The 18423-nt window shown below is 53.2% G+C and carries 14 protein-coding genes; 9 read left to right on the top strand and 5 right to left on the bottom strand.

Annotation, left to right across the window (positions count from 1 at the left end):
* The first annotated feature begins 133 nt into the window (after positions 1-133).
* The 3 genes from J2I46_RS26880 (at position 134) to J2I46_RS26870 (ending at position 4247) form a co-directional block, all read left to right on the top strand.
* The gene (locus J2I46_RS26880; RefSeq protein WP_207332184.1) at positions 134-520 is read left to right on the top strand and encodes a hypothetical protein; all 387 of its coding nucleotides are present in this window, start codon (positions 134-136) and stop codon (positions 518-520) included.
* 182 nt (positions 521-702) lie between these two features.
* Positions 703-2985 (top strand): TonB-dependent receptor, encoded by a 2283-nt coding sequence (locus J2I46_RS26875; RefSeq protein WP_374758106.1) that lies wholly within the window; start codon positions 703-705, stop codon positions 2983-2985.
* Between the two features lie 53 nt (positions 2986-3038).
* Positions 3039-4247, top strand: a complete 1209-nt coding sequence (locus J2I46_RS26870; RefSeq protein WP_207332182.1) for a sialidase family protein — start codon at positions 3039-3041, stop codon at positions 4245-4247.
* 68 nt (positions 4248-4315) lie between these two features.
* Here J2I46_RS26870 and J2I46_RS26865 read toward each other — a convergent pair whose 3' ends face one another.
* On the bottom strand, positions 4316-5719 hold the full coding sequence (locus J2I46_RS26865) for a M20/M25/M40 family metallo-hydrolase (RefSeq protein ID WP_207332181.1): 1404 nt from the start codon (positions 5717-5719) through the stop codon (positions 4316-4318).
* 105 nt (positions 5720-5824) lie between these two features.
* Here J2I46_RS26865 and J2I46_RS26860 point away from each other — a divergent pair, with 105 nt between their 5' ends.
* A complete protein-coding gene (locus J2I46_RS26860) occupies positions 5825-6676 on the top strand; it encodes an SdiA-regulated domain-containing protein (RefSeq protein ID WP_207332180.1) in 852 nt (283 codons plus the stop codon).
* Position 6677: 1 nt separating this feature from the next.
* Here J2I46_RS26860 and J2I46_RS26855 read toward each other — a convergent pair whose 3' ends face one another.
* A complete protein-coding gene (locus J2I46_RS26855) occupies positions 6678-7220 on the bottom strand; it encodes a hypothetical protein (protein ID WP_310589088.1) in 543 nt (180 codons plus the stop codon).
* 118 nt (positions 7221-7338) lie between these two features.
* Between J2I46_RS26855 and recO the strand changes: the two genes are divergently transcribed.
* The gene (gene recO, locus J2I46_RS26850) at positions 7339-8031 is read left to right on the top strand and encodes a DNA repair protein RecO (protein WP_207332179.1); all 693 of its coding nucleotides are present in this window, start codon (positions 7339-7341) and stop codon (positions 8029-8031) included.
* 119 nt (positions 8032-8150) lie between these two features.
* A complete protein-coding gene (locus J2I46_RS26845) occupies positions 8151-8957 on the top strand; it encodes a hypothetical protein (protein ID WP_207332178.1) in 807 nt (268 codons plus the stop codon).
* Positions 8958-9031: 74 nt separating this feature from the next.
* On the opposite strand, the gene lptB is transcribed toward J2I46_RS26845, so the two are convergent.
* Both lptB and recJ read right to left on the bottom strand, forming a co-directional pair.
* Positions 9032-9766, bottom strand: a complete 735-nt coding sequence (lptB, locus tag J2I46_RS26840; protein ID WP_207332177.1) for an LPS export ABC transporter ATP-binding protein — start codon at positions 9764-9766, stop codon at positions 9032-9034.
* 180 nt (positions 9767-9946) lie between these two features.
* Positions 9947-11716, bottom strand: a complete 1770-nt coding sequence (gene recJ, locus J2I46_RS26835) for a single-stranded-DNA-specific exonuclease RecJ (RefSeq protein WP_207332176.1) — start codon at positions 11714-11716, stop codon at positions 9947-9949.
* A 63-nt stretch (positions 11717-11779) separates the two neighbouring features.
* On the opposite strand from recJ, the gene J2I46_RS26830 reads away from it, so the two are divergent.
* The 3 genes from J2I46_RS26830 (at position 11780) to yiaK (ending at position 15340) form a co-directional block, all read left to right on the top strand.
* Entirely contained in the window at positions 11780-12196 is a 417-nt protein-coding gene (locus J2I46_RS26830; protein ID WP_207332175.1) for a DUF2141 domain-containing protein, read from the top strand.
* A 26-nt stretch (positions 12197-12222) separates the two neighbouring features.
* A complete protein-coding gene (locus tag J2I46_RS26825) occupies positions 12223-14238 on the top strand; it encodes a M1 family aminopeptidase (RefSeq protein ID WP_207332174.1) in 2016 nt (671 codons plus the stop codon).
* 118 nt (positions 14239-14356) lie between these two features.
* Positions 14357-15340 (top strand): 3-dehydro-L-gulonate 2-dehydrogenase, encoded by a 984-nt coding sequence (yiaK, locus tag J2I46_RS26820; RefSeq protein WP_207332173.1) that lies wholly within the window; start codon positions 14357-14359, stop codon positions 15338-15340.
* Between the two features lie 7 nt (positions 15341-15347).
* On the opposite strand, the gene J2I46_RS26815 is transcribed toward yiaK, so the two are convergent.
* Positions 15348-18161 carry a two-component regulator propeller domain-containing protein gene (locus J2I46_RS26815; protein ID WP_207332172.1) on the bottom strand — a complete coding sequence of 938 codons (2814 nt, stop codon included), beginning with the start codon at positions 18159-18161 and terminating at the stop codon, positions 15348-15350.
* Between the last annotated feature and the right edge of the window lie 262 nt (positions 18162-18423).

The following is an 18423-nucleotide window of genomic DNA, read 5'->3' as shown; positions in this document are numbered from 1 at the left end:
CGCATTACATCCAGCCAGACCCGGTACCTAGCTTTTGGCGTTCGATAGATCACACGGTTCAAAAATTGTTATACTGTCTACCTATCAAATAGAGTTCAACCTTACTTTTGCGGCATCGTACTGATGACACGTCATGTTTCGCCAATTACTCACCTACACGCTTATCACCTCCTTACTGCTGCAGCTATTCAGCCGCGAGGTGATTGTGATGTCGTTTGAGTTGAACCGTGATTTTATTGCCAAAAATCTCTGCGAAAACCGCAACCGGCCCCAGCTTAATTGTGATGGTAAGTGTTATCTGGCCAAAAAGCTAAAGGCCCAGCACGACCGCGAAGACCGCGAAACCACCGAGCGCATTCAGCATATGCCAGTGCTGGCCCTGTTCTGTACCGATTTGTTCTCATTTACGTTTGCTGACGCCAGCGGAGACGCAACGCCGAGCCTCCCTGTTCCGTACTGCCAGCAATCGCCTTATGCCGCGCCCCTGCACGGTATCTTCCAGCCCCCCCGCATCGGGTAAGTAATTCGTTTCGTGGCAGTTGGCGATGTATTGCGCCTGCTTATATCTGTATGGCACAGCACCATACGAGTAACTGCTATTCTCAACCGTTACTGACTCTACACGGGCCGATCAGGCTCAACCAATCATTTATGACGAATTTTTTATTAAGGCTCCTTGGTCTGCTGGTCAGCGTGGGAGTTATGGCTCAGTCTGTTATAACGGGCCAGGTATACGATGCCCAGACGAAAGAACCGCTCCCCGGCGTAACTTTATCCTGGGCCGAGGGGAAATCGGGCGTCACAACCGATGCCAACGGACATTTCCCCATCACCGGTATCGCTACAAAGATCACCGTGTCGGCCGTTGGCTACCGAACGCAGGAAATTACCGTAACGCCCGGTCAGGCCGTTCGGGTATCGCTCGAACCCGCCATTGAAGATCTTCAGACGGTGGTGGTGACGGGCAACCGAGAGGCGGCCCTGCGTACGCAGACCCCCATTGCCATCTCTAAACTCTCGCCCCGGCTGATCGAAGAAACCAAGCCAACGAGCATTTATGAGGTCATCAATAAAACGCCGGGCGTGCTGATGGTCAACCTGGGTAATGAACAGCACATGATGGCCATTCGGCAGCCGATGACTACCAACGCCTATTTCCTATACCTGGAAGATGGCGTGCCCATCAGGCCGATGGGTGTGTTCAACCATAACGCCCTGCTCGAACTGAACCAGTTTACGGTTAGCTCCATCGAAGTAGTCAAAGGGCCTGTTTCGTCTATTTATGGCCCGGAAGCCGTAGGCGGTGCGGTCAATTTCATTACACAGCGGCCAACAGCAGTGCCTACGGCGCGTGTGGGCATTCAGGCCGACCAGTGGGGTTACCAGCGGCTCCAGTTTGGGGCGGGTGCCCGGCAGGGTAAGTTCGGCATCTACGTGGGCGGCCTCGTTTCCCGCCAGCGCAACTCGTGGCTGGCCAGTTCTGATTACACCAAATCATCGTATTTCACCCGGCTCGAATACGCCCTTACGGTAAGAACCCGCCTCACAGGTACGTTGTCGTACAACGACTATGATTCCCAAACGAGTGGCAGCGTTGATAGTACCGCCTTTTTTGCCCGGCAGTATGTCAGTACCACGGATTTCACCTACCGCAAAACGTTCTCGCTGCGTAGTCGACTAACGCTTGAACATGACTGGACGAATGGGTCGCAATCGTTCGTAACAGCTTTCTTCCGAAACAACAGCGTTGGGCAGAACCCGGCCTACGCCATCCGGTGGACCAGTGGTTCAGCAACAGCAACCGGGCAGATCAACAGCAACGATTTCAAGAGTTACGGCGTCATTGCCCAACACACGCAGCGGCTGAAATTCCTGAACAGCAAACTCATTATCGGAGCCACTCTTGATCTGTCGCCGAACTCATACTACGCCTACCAGACCGAGATGGCCGCTGAGTTACGGGCCGACAAAAAATCGGTGGTCAGGTACACGTTATTGGGCGAACGTCCTGACCTTCAGTTGGCTAACTACCAGGCACACATTCATAATACGGCTGCCTATATGCAATATGAGTTCGAACCCGTGTCTAAACTACGCGTATCGGCCGGACTACGTTACGACCGGATGGCCTTCGATTATACCAACGCACTGGATAAAACGGCCGGGGGTAAAGCTTACAGCCAGGTAACGCCCAAAATCGGGGCAACCTACGATCTGGGTACTGGCAAAGGCTTGTACGCCAACTACGCCAAAGGCTTTGCTCCACCCGCCCTCACGGCCATTTTCCTGAAGCGCACCACCCCAAGCGCCTCAGGCGATTTGTTCTACTACAACCTGCAACCCGCCAAATTTGACAATATGGAGATTGGCGGCTGGGCATCACTGCTCAATAACAAGGTGTACGTCGATGCCGCACTATACCAGATGAACGGTACTAACGAACTGCTCAACATCCGCCAGCCCGACAATTCAACAGACTACCAGTCGGCCGGCAAAACGCTGCATCGGGGCGTAGAGATCGGGCTGACCTACCGGCCGTCGAAGCAGTGGTTCCTGCGTTTTGGTGGTACACACGCGGTGCATCAGTTTGTGGAGTTCACGCTCAGCCAACGTACCTCTGATGCGATTCAGAATGTAAATGGAAAAGACATGCCATCGGCACCGCGTACGCTCTGGAACACAGAAATCAGCTATTATCCGTTATGGCTGACCAATTTCCGTGCGTCGGTAGAATGGCAGCACGTAGCCAGCTGGTACCAGAACCAGACCAATACGGTTGGCTATGGCGGCTACGACTTCGCCAACGTCAGGGTTGGGTATCAGTGGAAAGGTATTGAGCTCTACACCAACGTGTTGAATACCACCAACGCGTTATTTGCTACAAATGCCACACGCGGCAACAACGCTACCGACCGCACCACGTACACACCCGCCGCCCCCCGCACCTTTGTCATCGGATTACAATACAGCTTTTCAGGAAAATAAAGTATAGCACCAAACCGGGCAGCCCCGCTCCAGCTTTGGTATAAATCAGTAACATGAAAACGATACTGTCACTCCTGCTCTCCGGCCTCGCTTTTCTTGGCCAGCCTGTTCGCGAAACAACGGTTTCGAACCCGCAGTTTACGGGCACAACTCCACGCTTTACAACCGACCAGCGTGGAAATCCCGTGTTGACGTGGGCTGAAAAAACGGGTGATAAAACGGCCAGTTTCTACTTCGCCATTTCTACGGACGGTGGCGAAACCTTCGGCACAAAAAAGCGGATACCCGTACCCGCCGATCTCTCAACCCACGCCGAGGGCATGCCGAAGATTGCCATAAAGGGCAACGGCACCCTGGTCGCGCTGTTCGAGGTACCCCGCCCCACTGCCGACTCACCCTACGCAGGAAATCTGTATACGATGACCTCTACCACAAACGGTCAGTCATGGACAGATCCGAAGCCGGTTCACAGTAATGTGGCACCCGGCACAAGCCACTCCTTTGGCGACCTGACTCGCCTGCCAAACGGTGAAATCGGCCTGGTCTGGATCGATGAAAAGCTGCGCGGGCAGGAAGGGCGAACCATCAAATTTGTGCAGAGCCAGCCACAGGGCGGTTTCGGTGCCGAAGTGCTGGTTGATAGTAATGCCTGCCAGTGCTGCCGTACCAATGTCTTTGTTGATTCGAACAGGCAGATTCACCTAACCTACCGAGATCTGATTCCAACCGGAAAAGGCACACCCGCCGCCCGCGATATCAGCCACGTAGTATCTACTGATGGTGGTAAAACATTCAGCAAGCCGCAACGGATTTACGCCGACGACTGGCGGGTAGCTGCCTGCCCGCACGCCGGTTCGAGCGTGACGCAGGTGGGCAATGCGTTGTATACAAGCTGGTTTTCAGGAAAAGAAGGCGTGGCCGGTTTGCGCCTGGCCAAGGCTGGGCAGACTGAGCTGGCCGCTACAGTCGCATCAAATCGGGCTAAACACCCGCAGCTTGTAGCCTATCAGGATCAGCTTCTCTGGCTCTGGGACGAATCGGTGCGGTTACCCAACCAACCCGCCAACGAACCTATGCCGAAGTTTACCCAGCGCGTTGCCCTCCGCTACGGTCCATCCGCCGAAACAACGTACCTAACGGCCGAAACGGTGAGTGCAACGTACCCCGTTGCGCTGGCAACACCCAAAGGATTATTAGTCGCTTTCGAGCAGAAAACCGGTGATCAGAAACCAGTGATCGTTACTCAACTGCTGTCTAAGTGAAAGGTCACTGGTAGTCATTCATTATAAAAACAATGAATGACTACCAGTGATCATAAATGACTTTTCCCCTACCGCAGGTTTGGTGAAGGCAATACGGGAATGCTTTCGTTGCCATCGTCAGACACGGCCTGAACGGCGTAGAAATAGTTGTCTTTTGAATACGGCAAAGTCATACCGAGTTTGGTCGTGAAGAATTTCTTCTGCCAGTATGGCATGTGGGTTTCGCGCATCAGCACATAATAGCCCTTTGTTTTGCGGCTGCCATCTGTTTTAGGGGCCTGCCAGTAGAGCGCTGTCGAATTAGTCAGATTGCGTACCTCAATGGTCACCTGTTGGGGTGGCGCGGGTGCTTTTGCCAGATTTGCCAGCGTGGCGAGGTTCACGGCCGTGTTCTTTTTCAGATACGCAAAATCCATAAACCTGGCATAGTCACCAAACTCAACGGCTTTTGCGCCCGTACCTTCGGTACGCAGATCCTGGTGCTGGTGGTCGTAGTTTTCGTTCATTTCTGTCAGGCGCACAGCCGCAAAACCACGCTGTACGTACGGCGTATGATCGCCACCACGCAGGTACCGGTCGTTACGGTACACGGTGATGATCTCCAGATTGTCTACATAGCGTTCGCCAAGTTCTTTAACGTACCTGGCCAATGTGCGGGCCTTGCCATCATTCTCTGAGCCAAACTGACGGATGTTGGCTGCCCGATCGCTCAACTGGTAGGCCGGAAGCCCTTCGCTGAAGACCCGTAGCCGCGTGTTGTCAATGATGTTCGTTTCGTTGGAGTGGTTACTGCCCATAATGTCGTTGTTCAACACAGCCTCCACGTTCCACTTCTCCTGAACGGCGCGTTCGCTGAGGTGCTCGGCACCCAGTAGTCCCTGTTCCTCGCCGGTCAGCGTCGCAAAAATAATGGTCGCCGGAAACGGTGTTTTGCTCATTACGCGGCATAACTCAATCACCGCCGCCGTGCCCGACCCGTCGTCGTTGGCGCCGGGAGCATCGCTCTCACGATTCATCACGTTCGTTACGCGGCTGTCCATGTGGCCTTGCACAATAAACACCCGGTCATCGGTAGGGTCAGTGCCTTTCAAGGTCGCCATTACGTTTGCTATTTCCGACGCCTTGTCGATACGGCGACCGTCGGCAGCGAGGGTCCAGGAGTCAATTCCCGTGGTCATCCGCCCACCCGACTGCCTGGCATACTGCTGGAACTTTCCCAGAATCCAGTTGCGTGCGGCACCGGTACCTTTCTTAGGGTCAGTCGTGGTCGACAGGGTGTGCCGCGTGCCGAACCGAACCAGCCCGTCCACATGCGCTTTGAGGCTATCGGCCGAAATCTGGCTGACCAGATCAGCAATGACCGGATCGCGCTGCGTAATGGTTTGACCCGATGCGTTCAGGTACGTCAATGACGACACAAGAAAGGCAGTCAGTCCCGCCAATCGGGCAGGACGTAGGTATTGGTGATACATATTGGTTTGTTGATTGGGCTAACGAAACTACAAGAAAGCAGTTATTATGCACACTACGACGAGTTATCCACACTGTCTTTATAATTAACTATGTATTCTTGCTTTATGAAACACCTTCCCCTGATTCTACTACTTGCCAGCCTGTCTGCCTGCCAGCCCGGCCAAAAAAAGCAGGATGAAACGGCCGCTCAATCCGTGGTGAATGCCCCCCTCCCCTACGATCTGGCCAACCCAACCCAACGACATAAACTGCCGGACGACCTCCGCGAAATATCGGGACTGAGCTATTATAAACCCGGCCGATTAGCCTGTGTGCAGGACGAGCTGGGAGTGGTGTTCATCTACGATCTAGGAAAGAAGGCCATCGCTGATGAGCACATTCTGGGAAAGAACGGTGATTACGAAGGTGTTGAATATGTTGGCAAGAAGCTCTACGTGTTACGGAGCGATGGCGAACTCTACGAAATGGAACCTACCGATGGCATCAAGATTATCGGCGGCAGCCCCCAAACGCGGCACATCAAGATCGATCTGCCGGGCAAAAATGATATGGAAGGACTGGGCTATGATCCGCAACTGGAAGCGCTGCTCCTGGCAACCAAAGACGGTAAGGGAACCGACAAAATCATTTATTTCTACAGCCTGAAAACCAAGGCACTGTTTCAGGGAATCGTGCTCAAACAAGCTGATTTACAGGCGTTCGACCCGTCGATAAACGAGTTTAAACCGTCGGGTATTGCCGTTCACCCAAAAACGCGCGAGTATTACATATTGTCGAGCGCGGCGCACCGATTGGCGGTAGTGGCCCCAAATGGAAAAGTAAAATCGCTGGTGCCAATTGATGATAAGGCCCTGCCACAACCCGAAGGCATTTGTTTCGCGCCAGACGGAACCCTCTATATATCAAGCGAAGGCGACGGAAAAAAGGGGATTATTCTGGCCTTCAACGCGAATTGAATCACCTGATCACCAGCGCCCCCCCAAACCCTACTACCGACGTACCCAGCGATGTTGGTGTGTATACAGCCCCCACCCGGATGGCGTTTGGCGGCACTTGCCTGAGCATGGTATTGTAGCGACCCACGGCTTTGTTCACCTGCGAATTGGCCACGATGATCGTCCCCAGCGACAGGGCCAGGCTGCTTCCATATACGGTCCAGTACTGACCTGCGTTGCTTCTGGAACCGGTAGTAATAAAATAGGCCAGCGAAACCAGTCCCGTAAGGCGGCTGATGGTGGTCCAGGTGCGGAAATTTCGGAAATGTTGGTTCACCTGTGGGTCGTTGAGCTCAATAAACGGCACTTCCAGCGAAAAAGGCGAGTTCAGCTTTTTTCCGCCGTAGAAATACACGCTTCCCAAGGCCGACGAACCAGCGGCCCGTTCGATAGGGCGCAAATGAGCAGGCACAGCGCTTTGACGGTAAAAGGAGGTATCGCGCTGTGCGTAAGCGGCTAGCGATAGAAACAGCATCGCCAGACTAAGAGAAAATCGTACGATCAAAGTGATAGGTGGACTAGGAGTGTAACTGTTTCTCAACGCACTAACGGGCGGGTTTGTTATCCGGTACTTTTTTAGGCCCGCTCTTGTTATAGAAACAGACGCATCTGTACTTCTTTTCATGCTGCACAAAACCCGGGGCATTACCCTTAGCTATATCCGCTACCGCGAATCGTCGATCATTGCCCGCGTGTATACCGAAGACTTCGGGCTACAAAGCTACATCATCAACGGGGTACGTTCAGCGAAAAGCAAAACGAACAGAATTGCCCTGTTCCAGCCCTTAACGCTGCTCGACATGGTGGTCTATTACCGCGACGACCGCGACCTGCACCGGATATCGGAGGTAAAAACGCCTTACCCGTTTCAGCATATTCCGTTTGAAGTGGCCAAGTCGAGTATGGCCCTGTTCATGACCGAGATTTTGAGCAAAACGTTGAAAGAGGAGTCTGGCAATCCACAGCTTTTCCGCTTTTTACTGACCTCGATCGTGTATCTGGAAGAGGCCGCCGACCAATACGAAAATCTTCATCTGGCTTTTTTACTACAGTTAGCGTCTTATCTGGGTTTTGGTCCTGAAAGTCCACAAGAGTTTGAAAATCAACTCCGTGAGCGTTCAGTACCGTATATGGCCGACGAAGCGATGAACGACGCCCTGACCACAATGATGAGCCAGCCCGTTGATACGCCCGTTCGCCTGACACGTACCCAGCGCGCCGACCTGCTCGACGCCCTCGTCTCCTACTACCGCATTCATTTCGATAACCTCGGCGAGGTGAAATCACTGCCTGTACTGCGCGAAGTACTCGGCTAACCACAAAAGCTGTTAACGGTATTCAACAAACAAAAGAGTATGTTCCGGCAACACTTTACTACCAGCTATGCGTATGGACGAACAAGAGCGATATCCCGCTCGGTAAACCATTCGCCACTATGCGCTTATTCATCTTCGTAGTCTCGTTACTAACGGCTACACTTACCTATGCTCAGGATAATATCATTCTCAGGAATGGAGAAGAGATTCCGGCGAAAGTGCTTGAAGTAACCCAGACGGACCTCAAGTACCGAAAATCTGCCAATCCAGACGGCCCCATTTACACATCTGCCCTGCGCGATGTATTGCTTATCAAATACGCTAACGGCACGAAAGACTCGTTTGGTAATGACCGCGGCCCTGTCCCTATACGTAACAGACCGGGCCGCCCTATGCCTGCAGAAGCAGGTATGGCCGTTGCACCAGCCGCACCGATGCAGGGGCTTAATGGTCTTCGGTATCACCGGGGTTTATTCAGTCGTTATTACGTCGGCAACAACGGCCAGCATATCGGGGTGTCGGAAGCAAACTCGCTCTTCTACAGCCAGCCCGAAGCCATAGCGGCTCTGGAACGAGGCCGCTCGCTACGTACCTGGTCGGTCGTTACGGCCGTGTCGGCTGGTGCGCTGATTGGTACGGGTGTTGGTCTGGCTATTGGCCGGGATGGCCGCTGGGGACGTGACAACGGACCGATGGGTGGAAACAACAATGGCAACGGCCCCCAGTTCGATGGACGGCGCGACGGGCACCGGATTGGTGCGGCGTTGATAGGTGGTGGCGTGCTGCTGGGCGTAGCCTCGCTCTGGCTCGATCACCGCGCCAGCGTGCAGTTTCGCCGGGCTTCCGATCGGTACAATAACCGCCAGCCAACGACCCTCCGCTTCGCCCCCGGCCAAAGCGGCGTGGGTGCTATACTGACATTCTAATGTGACTGCTGACGCGCTGTATGCTTCGCCTGGAGCGCGTCAGCAATCTACAATCTAAGCAACGTACCCAGCCGCTACACGAACTTCCGCTTTAGCTCGAAGTTCTGGCCCAGATACAGGCGGCGTACCTGCTCGTCGCTGGCGAGTTCTTCGGCGGTGCCCTGCTTCAGAATTTTGCCCTCGAAAAGCAGGTAGGCCCGATCAGTGATCGAGAGTGTTTCGTTTACGTTGTGGTCGGTGATCAAAATGCCGATGTTGCGGTGTTTCAGCGTGGCCACAATGCTTTGAATGTCTTCAACGGCAATGGGGTCGACCCCGGCAAAGGGCTCGTCGAGCAAGATGAATTTCGGGTCAACGGCCAGCGCCCGGGCAATTTCAGTACGCCGACGTTCGCCACCCGACAATACTTTTCCCGGATTCTTCCGAACGTGACCAAGGTTGAACTCCTCGATCAGGTCTTCAACCCGCTGTTTCTGTTCGGCTTTGGGCTTGTTGGTCATTTCCAGCACCGCCAGAATATTTTCCTCCACCGTCAGGTCCCGAAAAATGGAGGCTTCCTGCGCCAGATAGCCTAAACCTAGCCGTGCCCGCTTGTACATGGGCAGGTCGGTAATATCGGTATCATCGATATACACCTTGCCACTATTGGGTTTTACCAGCCCCACGGCCATATAGAACGATGTGGTTTTACCAGCGCCATTTGGTCCCAGCAGCCCCACAATTTCGCCCTGCGCGACCTGATACGACACATCGCTGTTAACGAATCGGCTACCGTATTTCTTTACTAAATGTTCAGTTCTAAGAATCATGCGTTGGTGTATTGTACCGCAACGGCGGACCGTGCGTCTTTTCGGATTCAAATGGATTTACGCAGAGTGCGAGGGTAAGCGGAGCCAACCCGTTTTAAGCTAAAATCTGCACGGTCCGCCGCCGCGGCCAATCGGTTTAAATCCCTTTAATGTGCATACCTATAAAAATCCGCGCACTATTTATTCGGCTAACCGAATGTCTTTCAGATTTAACTGAATGGTCGACTGGTCGCGGAAGTGATTCATTTCTACGGAATAACAGATCGAGAAAGGGGCGTTCTGATGCAGGTGATCTGCCCAGGCCGACATACCAAAACCAATCGCTGTGAACGTTCGCCCGGAGCCAACCTGCCTACAGGTAAACTTCAGGTGCTTCTCTTTCATAATAATCGGTTCGCCCACCAACACCACCTCTTCCGTACAGAAAACCGGGGCCAGATTCTGCGGACCAAACGGAGACATCTGCTTCATGATCCGGTAAAACTTGGCATCAATCTCGCTGAAATCAAGCGGAATGTCGATGTCGACCTTTGGAATCAGATCATCTGCTTCAATACTGGCAGAAACCACTTCGTCGAAACGCTTCTGAAACGCTTCGATGTTTTCAACCGGCATGGTCAGCCCGGCGGCAAACGTGTGGCCACCAAACTGTTCCAGCAAATCAGAGCAGGCTTCAATGGCTTCGTACACATCAAACCCTGCCACCGACCGCGCCGACCCCGACGCTTTGCCGTTCGACCGGGTCAGGATAATCGTTGGCCGGTAAAACCGCTCGATGCACCGCGACGCCACTATACCCACAACGCCTTTATTCCAGGAAGCGTCATAGAGAACAGTCGATTTAGCGTTTTTTAACCATTCGTCGGCCTCAATCATGGCCAGCGCCTGCTCGGTCATGCTCTTATCGAAATCCTGCCGGTCGCGGTTATGCTGGTTCAGTTCGTAGGCAAAGTCTTCGGCATCGTGGTGATGCTCGGCTAGTAGCAGATCGACCGCCGCCCGGGCATGTTTAATACGCCCGGCAGCGTTAATGCGTGGCCCCAGCCCAAACACAACGTTAGTGACATCGAGATGCTTAGCCGCTGGCGGGCAGGTTTCGTTTGGCGCTACAAAGCCCGCAATCCGGAGAAGGGCGCAAAGGCCCGTTCGCGGCGCCGAGTTCAGTTGTTTCAGCCCGTAATAAGCCAGCGCCCGGTTTTCGCCCGTTACAGGCACAATGTCGCAGGAGATACTAACAGCTACCAGATCGAGGTACGGCCAGAGCGTTTCGGCCGGAATACCACGTACCCGACACAGAGCCTGAAGCAGTTTGAAGCCTACACCACAGCCCGTCAGCTCATCGTACGGATACGGGCAATCGGCCCGCTTAGGATCCAGTACGGCCACGGCAGCAGGAATTTCATCACCCGGCCGGTGATGGTCGCAAATGATAAAATCGACGCCCAGCGCCGTGGCTTCCGCCACCCGATCAATGGCTTTAATACCGCAGTCGAGGGCAACGATCAGCGTAAACCCGTTCTCGGCCGCGTAGGCAACACCGGCCTTTGAAATGCCGTATCCTTCTTTGTAACGATCAGGAATATAGTGTTCAAGCTTGTCATAGATGGTGCTCAGGAAACCATACATGAGGGCAACTGAGGTGGTTCCGTCTACGTCATAATCACCGTATACCAGTATTTTTTCACCATTCGCCATCGCCCGGGTTAATCGATCAACGGCCCGGTCCATATCCTTCATCAGGAACGGGTCGTGCAGATGACTCAGCTCGGGGCGGAAAAATGTGCGGGCTTCCTCGAATGTGGTTACCTTACGCTGTACCAGCAATGTAGCCAGAAATGGGCTGATGTTCAGGGTCTGCACCAGCGATTCGATAGCCGACAATTGAGGCGGCGCATCGGGAAAAGGCTTGTGAAGCCAGCGCTTGGTAGCAGGGGAAGAACGAACAATCATACGGTCGGTTAGCAAAGCATCAGTACGCAAGTTAATTTCGTTTCAAAGAAAACAGTTTCGCCAATGCTCATTTTCCTGTCGCTGCTTCCCTTCCTGTTCAACCCTACACTACCACCGGTCCGCAAAACGATGATCACCGTTGAAGTGCACAATGTTCGGGCAACAACGGGCAAAGTGCAGATCGGCGTATTCAAGCCCTGTGAGGGCTTTCCTGATAAGTGCCGACCAGTGGAATCAAAGCAGGTGACGGCTACAAAAGGTACGGTGCATGCGGTTTTCGAAGTCGATCCCGGCGAGTATGCCTTTGCCGTTTTTCATGATCTGAACGAGAATGGCAAGATCGACATGCGTTTTTTCGTTCCCCGGGAGCCCTACGGGTTTAGTAACAATATACGCCCGCGTTTTTCGGCTCCCAATTTTTCGGAATGCCGCGTGCAGATCGGCCACGAACCTAAAACATTCAGCGTACGAATTGAATAAACACGCTCCGCAATGACACTTCCTTTATGAAACACATCTTCTTTTTGTTATTGAGCTGGCTGATGCTGACACCCGGCCACGCCCAAATCGACCAGTCGGGTGCCGACGTTTGCGCAGAAGGCAAAGTGCGTTACTTCGGTAAGCTTTTCCAGACAGGGCAAGCCTCGGGGCGGCAGATGGCACCTACCATTCAGGCCGTTGGCGACTCGACCATCGATGTGACCTACTATGGGCTCGATCTGCGCGTGACCACCGCGCCTAATTACCTGCGCGGAGCCACTACGGTGACCCTGAAAGCCAACGTACCTACACTGGCGCAATTTTATCTGGATTTCAACACCAGCATGAAGGTCGATTCGGTAAAATCGGGTGCGCAGAAGCTGACCTATTCGCACCAGAGCAACCGGCTTACGATAACCTTACCGCAGGCAATCACGAAGGGGCAAACGGGTCGCGTCGTCGTTTATTATCAGGGGCTACCAACTACGCCCAACGCGGGTCTGACCGATCAGGCGTTTGTGTTCAGCACCCACGAAACCACCAGCGATCCACTGATATATACCCTCAGCGAGCCCTACGGCGCTTCTGACTGGTTTCCCTGTAAAGATACCCCCGCTGATAAAGTAGACTCGTCGGCGGTGAATGTTACAATGGCCCCCTTCTTCGTATCGGTTTCCAACGGGCTGTTGCAGGGGGTAACTACAAATAGCGACGGCACCAAGACCTACCGTTGGAAAAACAGCTATCCCATTGCTCAGTACCTGATCTCGATCGCCGCCTCGAACTACACGCTCTACGACAATCCATTTACCTACAATGGTGTTACGATGCCCGTTTCGCACTACGTTTTTCCGGAAGATCTGGCCAGCGTGAAAACGGCCCTGACCGAAACCAACAACATGATCAAGGTCTTCTCAGACCTGTTCGGAACGTACCCATTCATCCGCGAAAAGTATGGGCATGCGCAGTTTCGCTGGGGAGGCGGCATGGAACACCAGACGGCCACCTCGATCATTAAAAGTGCGATGACCCGGACCACCATCTCCCATGAGCTGATGCACCAGTGGTTTGGCGACAAGATCACCTGCCGCAACTGGCAGAACATCTGGCTCAACGAAGGGTTTGCATCGTATGGGGAGGCCATTTACCAGGAGTCGCTTGGCAGCACAAGCAGCTACAAAACCTATATGGGCAGCTTCATTGCCCGGGCCAGAGCCGCCTCGGGTACGTTGTATGTGCAGAACGTGGCCGATATCAACCAGATATTCGACAGCAACCGAACGTATGCCAAAGGGGCCGTGGTGCTGCATATGCTTCGGGGGGTGCTGGGCGACACTGATTTCTTTAAAGGAATGAAAGCGTATGCCAGTTCGCCGGCAGCCTACAGCACAGCCGTAACCGAAGATTTTCAGAAGGTGATGGAAACCGCATCGGGCAAAAACCTGGGCTATTTCTTCCGCGAATGGGTCTACGGCGAAGGTTACCCGATCTATAGTTATTCGGTAGCACCTGTGGCCAATTCTAACCGGGCTGTTATACGCCTTAGCCAAACGTCAACCAGCACAAACCCATCGTCGTTTACCATGCCGGTGCAAATTACAGTGCAGTCGCTGGCCGGAGACAGTACCATCACGGTGTTCAACGATCAGTCGGTACAATCATTTACCGTTACAGGGAAAGGCACGGTCACCAATGTAGCGATTGACCCGAATACCTGGATTCTGCGCGGTGCAACCATTTCCCAAACCACAACTCCGGCTGAACCGGTTGTGTTGGCAACTGAAGAGGCAACACAGTTGCGCGTTTTCCCGAACCCTGGTAACGACCTGCTTACCGCCGAGTTCACCACGCAAACGGCGGGGCCGCTGACGGTATCACTTGTCAATCTGCTGGGGCAGTCTGTATCCACGCAGGCCGACAGCAACGTACCTGCGGGAAAACAGGTACGTTCCCTCTCGCTTAAATCACTGCCCGCTGGCAGGTACGTTCTCCGCCTTCAAACTGCCGACGGTGCCAAGACCGCAGCCGTACTGGTGAAGTAAGGTTCTGTAGCCCCGAAGCGGAGCGCCACCCGGCTCCGGCTTCGGTAACAATTAAGTTGTTTACACTACCGAAGCGGAGCCGGGTGGCGCTCCGCTTCGGGGCTACTTCCTACTCCCTATGCGTGTTCCTTTTGATCAATTGAAAGCTGAATTTAAACGCGTGTTGCTGGCGCTTTCGTTTGCGGAATCAAAAGCCGAGCTATGCGCCCGCATCTTTGCCGAAAATAGCCGCGACGGCATTGAAACACACGGGCTAAACCGGTTTCCGGTCTTTGTTCAGTTCGTTAAAGATGGCCTGATCATCCCCGATGCCGAACCGATCGTTGTATCGGCACTTGGCGCTATAGAACGCTGGGATGGTAATCTGGCTCCCGGTATGTATAACGCCACGCTGTGCATGAACAGAGCCATGAAACTGGCCGACGACAGTGGCATTGGCTGTGTGGTCATCAAGAATACGAACCACTGGATGCGCGGCGGAACGTATGGCTGGCAGGCGGCTGATGCTGGCTATATTGGTATTTGCTTTACAAATACCATTGCCAATGTACCACCCTGGGGCGGAACCGAGGCGCGTCTGGGCAATAATCCGATGGTGATCGCGGTGCCGCGAAACGGAGGAAACGTTGTGCTGGATATGGCCGTTTCGCAGTACTCGTACGGAAAAATAAACCAGTATGCAGGTGAGAAAAAACAACTACCTCTGCCCGGCGGCTATGATAAAGACGGCCACCTGACAACCGATCCGGAGGCTATTCTCCAGTCGCAGCGGGCCTTGCCGGTCGGATTCTGGAAAGGGGCGGGCCTGTCTATGCTGCTCGATATTCTGCTCACAGCGTTAAGCGGCGGCAACTCCGTGGCGGCAATTACCGGAAGCGGCAACGAATCGGGCGTTTCGCAGTGTTTCATCTGCATCAAAAACCCGGACATGCACGATTCACTGATCGATCAACTGATCGATTTCACCAAATCGAGCGCGCTCGTAAAACCCACCGACGTCATCTCCTATCCCGGCGAAAATACGCTGGCGCGCCGGAATGAGAGCCTGGAAACGGGCGTTCGGGTCAATGAGAAAATCTGGCAGGAGTTGCTTGCCATGTAACTGACCACTAGTATTTTATCATAAATTCACTCAGATTTATATCGGCGTCGAGGGCCAGTTTTTTCCGAAGTCGGTATCGTTTTAGTTCAACACTACGATGAGTGATATTGAGCAATTGGGCAATTTCTTTGGTCGATAGATTCATCCGCAGGTAGGCCGCCAGTTTCAGATCGCCCTGACTCAGATCGGGGTGATTCTCGATCAGGTGTTTGAGAAACTGTTCGTGCACTTTGTTGAAGTTCGCCTCGAAGAGTTTCCAGTCCTGCTCGCTCGACAGGTTAGTGTCGATCAGGTAGTTGATGCGCTGAAAATGATCGGTTGGCAACCGGTTGCCCAACTGCCCCCTTACCTGCTTCAGCTCATCTTTCAGTTGCATCAGCAATTCGTTCTTCTGGATCAGCGTCATGGTTGAGTTGGCCAGTTCTTCCGATTTCTGAATGAGTCCCTGCTCCAGTTGTTCTTTCTGCAACAGTATGATTTCTCGCTGACTTTCCTCTTCCTGGTGCCGTAGTTTCTCTTCCAGCTTTTCACGTACCTGATTCTGTTTCAAGGCCACCCGCCGCAGGTGCAACTGATACAGGAATCGGGCCAGTGCAATCAGCAGCAGAACATACAGCAACTTGCTCCAGGTGGTCCAGTACCAGGGCGGGCGAATCTCGAAGGTCAGGGCTGTTTCAGCGTTGCTCAGGTTTGAGCGAAGGTGCAACACGTATGTTCCCGGCGGCAGGTTGCTAAACTCCTTCTGGTAAGCCGCCGAGTAGGCCGACCACGTTCGGGTACTGTTCTCGAGCCAGTAACTGTACTTGATCGGCCGGGTATAATACGGCATACTGAACGTAACCAGCAAATCGGCCTGCCGATGCGAAAACGACAACATCGGTTCAGCCTGCCGGTATTGCTGCTGGTCCTGAAACAGTTGATTGGTAGCGGGGTCGTCAACAGCGGTTACTGACCGGATGATGGGCGAACGAACTGTACCGGTAGCCAGTTGAGGCAGTTCGGCACGTGATAGCAGAGCAAACCCATTTTCGCGGCATATTGCCACATGGCCGGAATCGAGCGGTACGATCGCTTCCGATTCATCAACCCACTGATTAGATTGGATGGGAACTTCGCGGGAGGTGCTGTTTCGGCGATGACCGTTCCCACGTTGCAAGAACGATAGTGCTCCATCCTGTCGAAGTATAAAGAGCTCGTCATCTGACAGGGGAAACAATTTCCGTATAGCCAACTCTGACTGCAGAAACGGCATTGGCGCCAACACAAACCGGCCTGTTCCAACATCAAACCGTCGTACGCCTCTGGCCGACGTAGCCAGGATGGTTGTGCCAAGGCGACACAAGTTCACGAATGCCTGCTGAAAAACAGGATCAGCATACTCGGTGCTGGCCTCTACCCGCTTCAGATCAGCCGACAAGCGTAATCGCTGCAAACCCTGATTGGGCGCTTTGTTGACCCATATGGCACCAGTTTCATCTTCTTCCAACTGCCGAACAGGTGCTGAAAACCCATCAACAGTATGCGAGAATAGCCATTGTCCCCGGCTGTCTTTTTGATAAACGCACAGCTTCGTATAGGTTCCCTGAATCAGTTGGTCGGGATAGCGGCTCAGGCGGTGTAACACCCACCCACCCGTGATGGGGCAGAGTAGCCGAGCCTTTACCCCCTCGATTCGGAACGTACCCCGGTTATGGCCGCACAGTAATTGCCCATCCAACACAGCTAGATTCCAGACCTGCCCCTGCGTTTCGGGAATGAGTTGAAACGGGCTATCGGGCCTGGTCAGGAGCTTATAATACAACCCCTGATTTGTGCCCAGATACAGGTAGTTGGCATGGCGAGCAATGGCATAGACGGTGCCCAGGTTATCATCATGGTCGGTAAAATAACGGATCGGTGAGTTCAGGTTGATCAGGTCGATACCCCGATCCAGTCCGACCCACAGGTTGCCGTCGGCATCCTGCCGCATAGACAGGACAGTGCTGTTCTGCAGGCCGTTTTTCTGGTTAAACCGGTACAGGATACGCCCGTCTGCAGTGGTTATCAGCACACCATTCAGCAATGTTCCGAACGCGTACCGGTCAGTCCCGATTTTCAACCCTCGGTTCAACCGGTTCTGCCGCATAAACACGTTAACACGCGCATCAAATGGCTTGAACTGGCTTCCGTCGTACCGATAAATAGCCTGTTCGGTACCGATCAGAATATCCTTTTCGCCGGCAGGAAGCAGCGTGTTCACCGTTTCTCTACCCAAAAACTCGCTCCCTTTTACTAATAAGAACGCATCATTGCGTAGCTCATACAGCCCTTTGTCGATCACTTCCAACAGCAACTGGTCACGTACCTGCTGCACAAACAATACATTGCCCGGCGGGTGCAGCGTTTGCACTTTCCCCTGTTGATACCGGTAGATGTAGGCAAACGACTGGAATAAAACACCCCCTGGTGTAACCAATATATTCCATACCTCTTCATTCCGAAATGCCTTGTCACGAACCAGCGATGTCAGTGAATAGTAGGTCAGCTTGCCCGCCTGATTTGGCAACCAGTACCCAAATTCCCCAAGCGCGCCCGTATAAATCCGGCCGTTTTTATCAACGGCTACCGACCTGACTTTCTGCTTTCGGGGCAGTTCGTAAAGCCGCCAGCTACTACCATCGAACTCAAGTAGTCCCTTTGAATTGGCAAAGTACATGAACTGACTCTGCCGATGCTGACTAATGCTCCAGGTCTGGTTGTAAGCCCCATATAGCTGACGGGAAAACTGCGTAACCTCTGGTCGGCAGAAGCTATAACTATCCTGACCTACACTTACATGCACTGTAAGCAATATACCTATAAAACCCACTAGTAACTGTCTGACCTGAAAAGACACATGAGCGAAGCCATAATCACGGTTTATCGCTAAAAACTTGATTGATGTGTTAAAAAACATTGAATACGGCCTAAAAACGGCAATATGATGTGGTAATGATGTACCTCTAATTTAGGTACCAAATAAACACCTACCTACTTTTGTCCAAGAAAATATAAGAAAAGTGGTGCATAAACGCCAAATCCTACATATGAACTATAGTGCAAAT

The sequence above is a fragment of the Fibrella forsythiae genome (assembly GCF_017353175.1).
Classification (GTDB): domain Bacteria; phylum Bacteroidota; class Bacteroidia; order Cytophagales; family Spirosomataceae; genus Fibrella; species Fibrella forsythiae.
Note: the sequence above shows the minus strand (reverse complement) of the source record. Positions and strands in the feature narration are given on the sequence as shown.

What these genes read in the sequence shown, in the direction of transcription:
- J2I46_RS26880 (WP_207332184.1), top strand. Translation starts at nt 134, where the DNA reads ATGTTTCGCCAATTACTCACCTACACGCTTATCACCTCCTTACTGCTG.
- J2I46_RS26875 (WP_374758106.1), top strand. Translation starts at nt 703, where the DNA reads ATGGCTCAGTCTGTTATAACGGGCCAGGTATACGATGCCCAGACGAAA.
- J2I46_RS26870 (WP_207332182.1), top strand. Translation starts at nt 3,039, where the DNA reads ATGAAAACGATACTGTCACTCCTGCTCTCCGGCCTCGCTTTTCTTGGC.
- J2I46_RS26865 (WP_207332181.1), bottom strand. Translation starts at nt 5,719, where the DNA reads ATGTATCACCAATACCTACGTCCTGCCCGATTGGCGGGACTGACTGCC.
- J2I46_RS26860 (WP_207332180.1), top strand. Translation starts at nt 5,825, where the DNA reads ATGAAACACCTTCCCCTGATTCTACTACTTGCCAGCCTGTCTGCCTGC.
- recO (WP_207332179.1), top strand. Translation starts at nt 7,339, where the DNA reads ATGCTGCACAAAACCCGGGGCATTACCCTTAGCTATATCCGCTACCGC.
- J2I46_RS26845 (WP_207332178.1), top strand. Translation starts at nt 8,151, where the DNA reads ATGCGCTTATTCATCTTCGTAGTCTCGTTACTAACGGCTACACTTACC.
- lptB (WP_207332177.1), bottom strand. Translation starts at nt 9,766, where the DNA reads ATGATTCTTAGAACTGAACATTTAGTAAAGAAATACGGTAGCCGATTC.
- recJ (WP_207332176.1), bottom strand. Translation starts at nt 11,716, where the DNA reads ATGATTGTTCGTTCTTCCCCTGCTACCAAGCGCTGGCTTCACAAGCCT.
- J2I46_RS26830 (WP_207332175.1), top strand. Translation starts at nt 11,780, where the DNA reads ATGCTCATTTTCCTGTCGCTGCTTCCCTTCCTGTTCAACCCTACACTA.
- J2I46_RS26825 (WP_207332174.1), top strand. Translation starts at nt 12,223, where the DNA reads ATGAAACACATCTTCTTTTTGTTATTGAGCTGGCTGATGCTGACACCC.
- yiaK (WP_207332173.1), top strand. Translation starts at nt 14,357, where the DNA reads ATGCGTGTTCCTTTTGATCAATTGAAAGCTGAATTTAAACGCGTGTTG.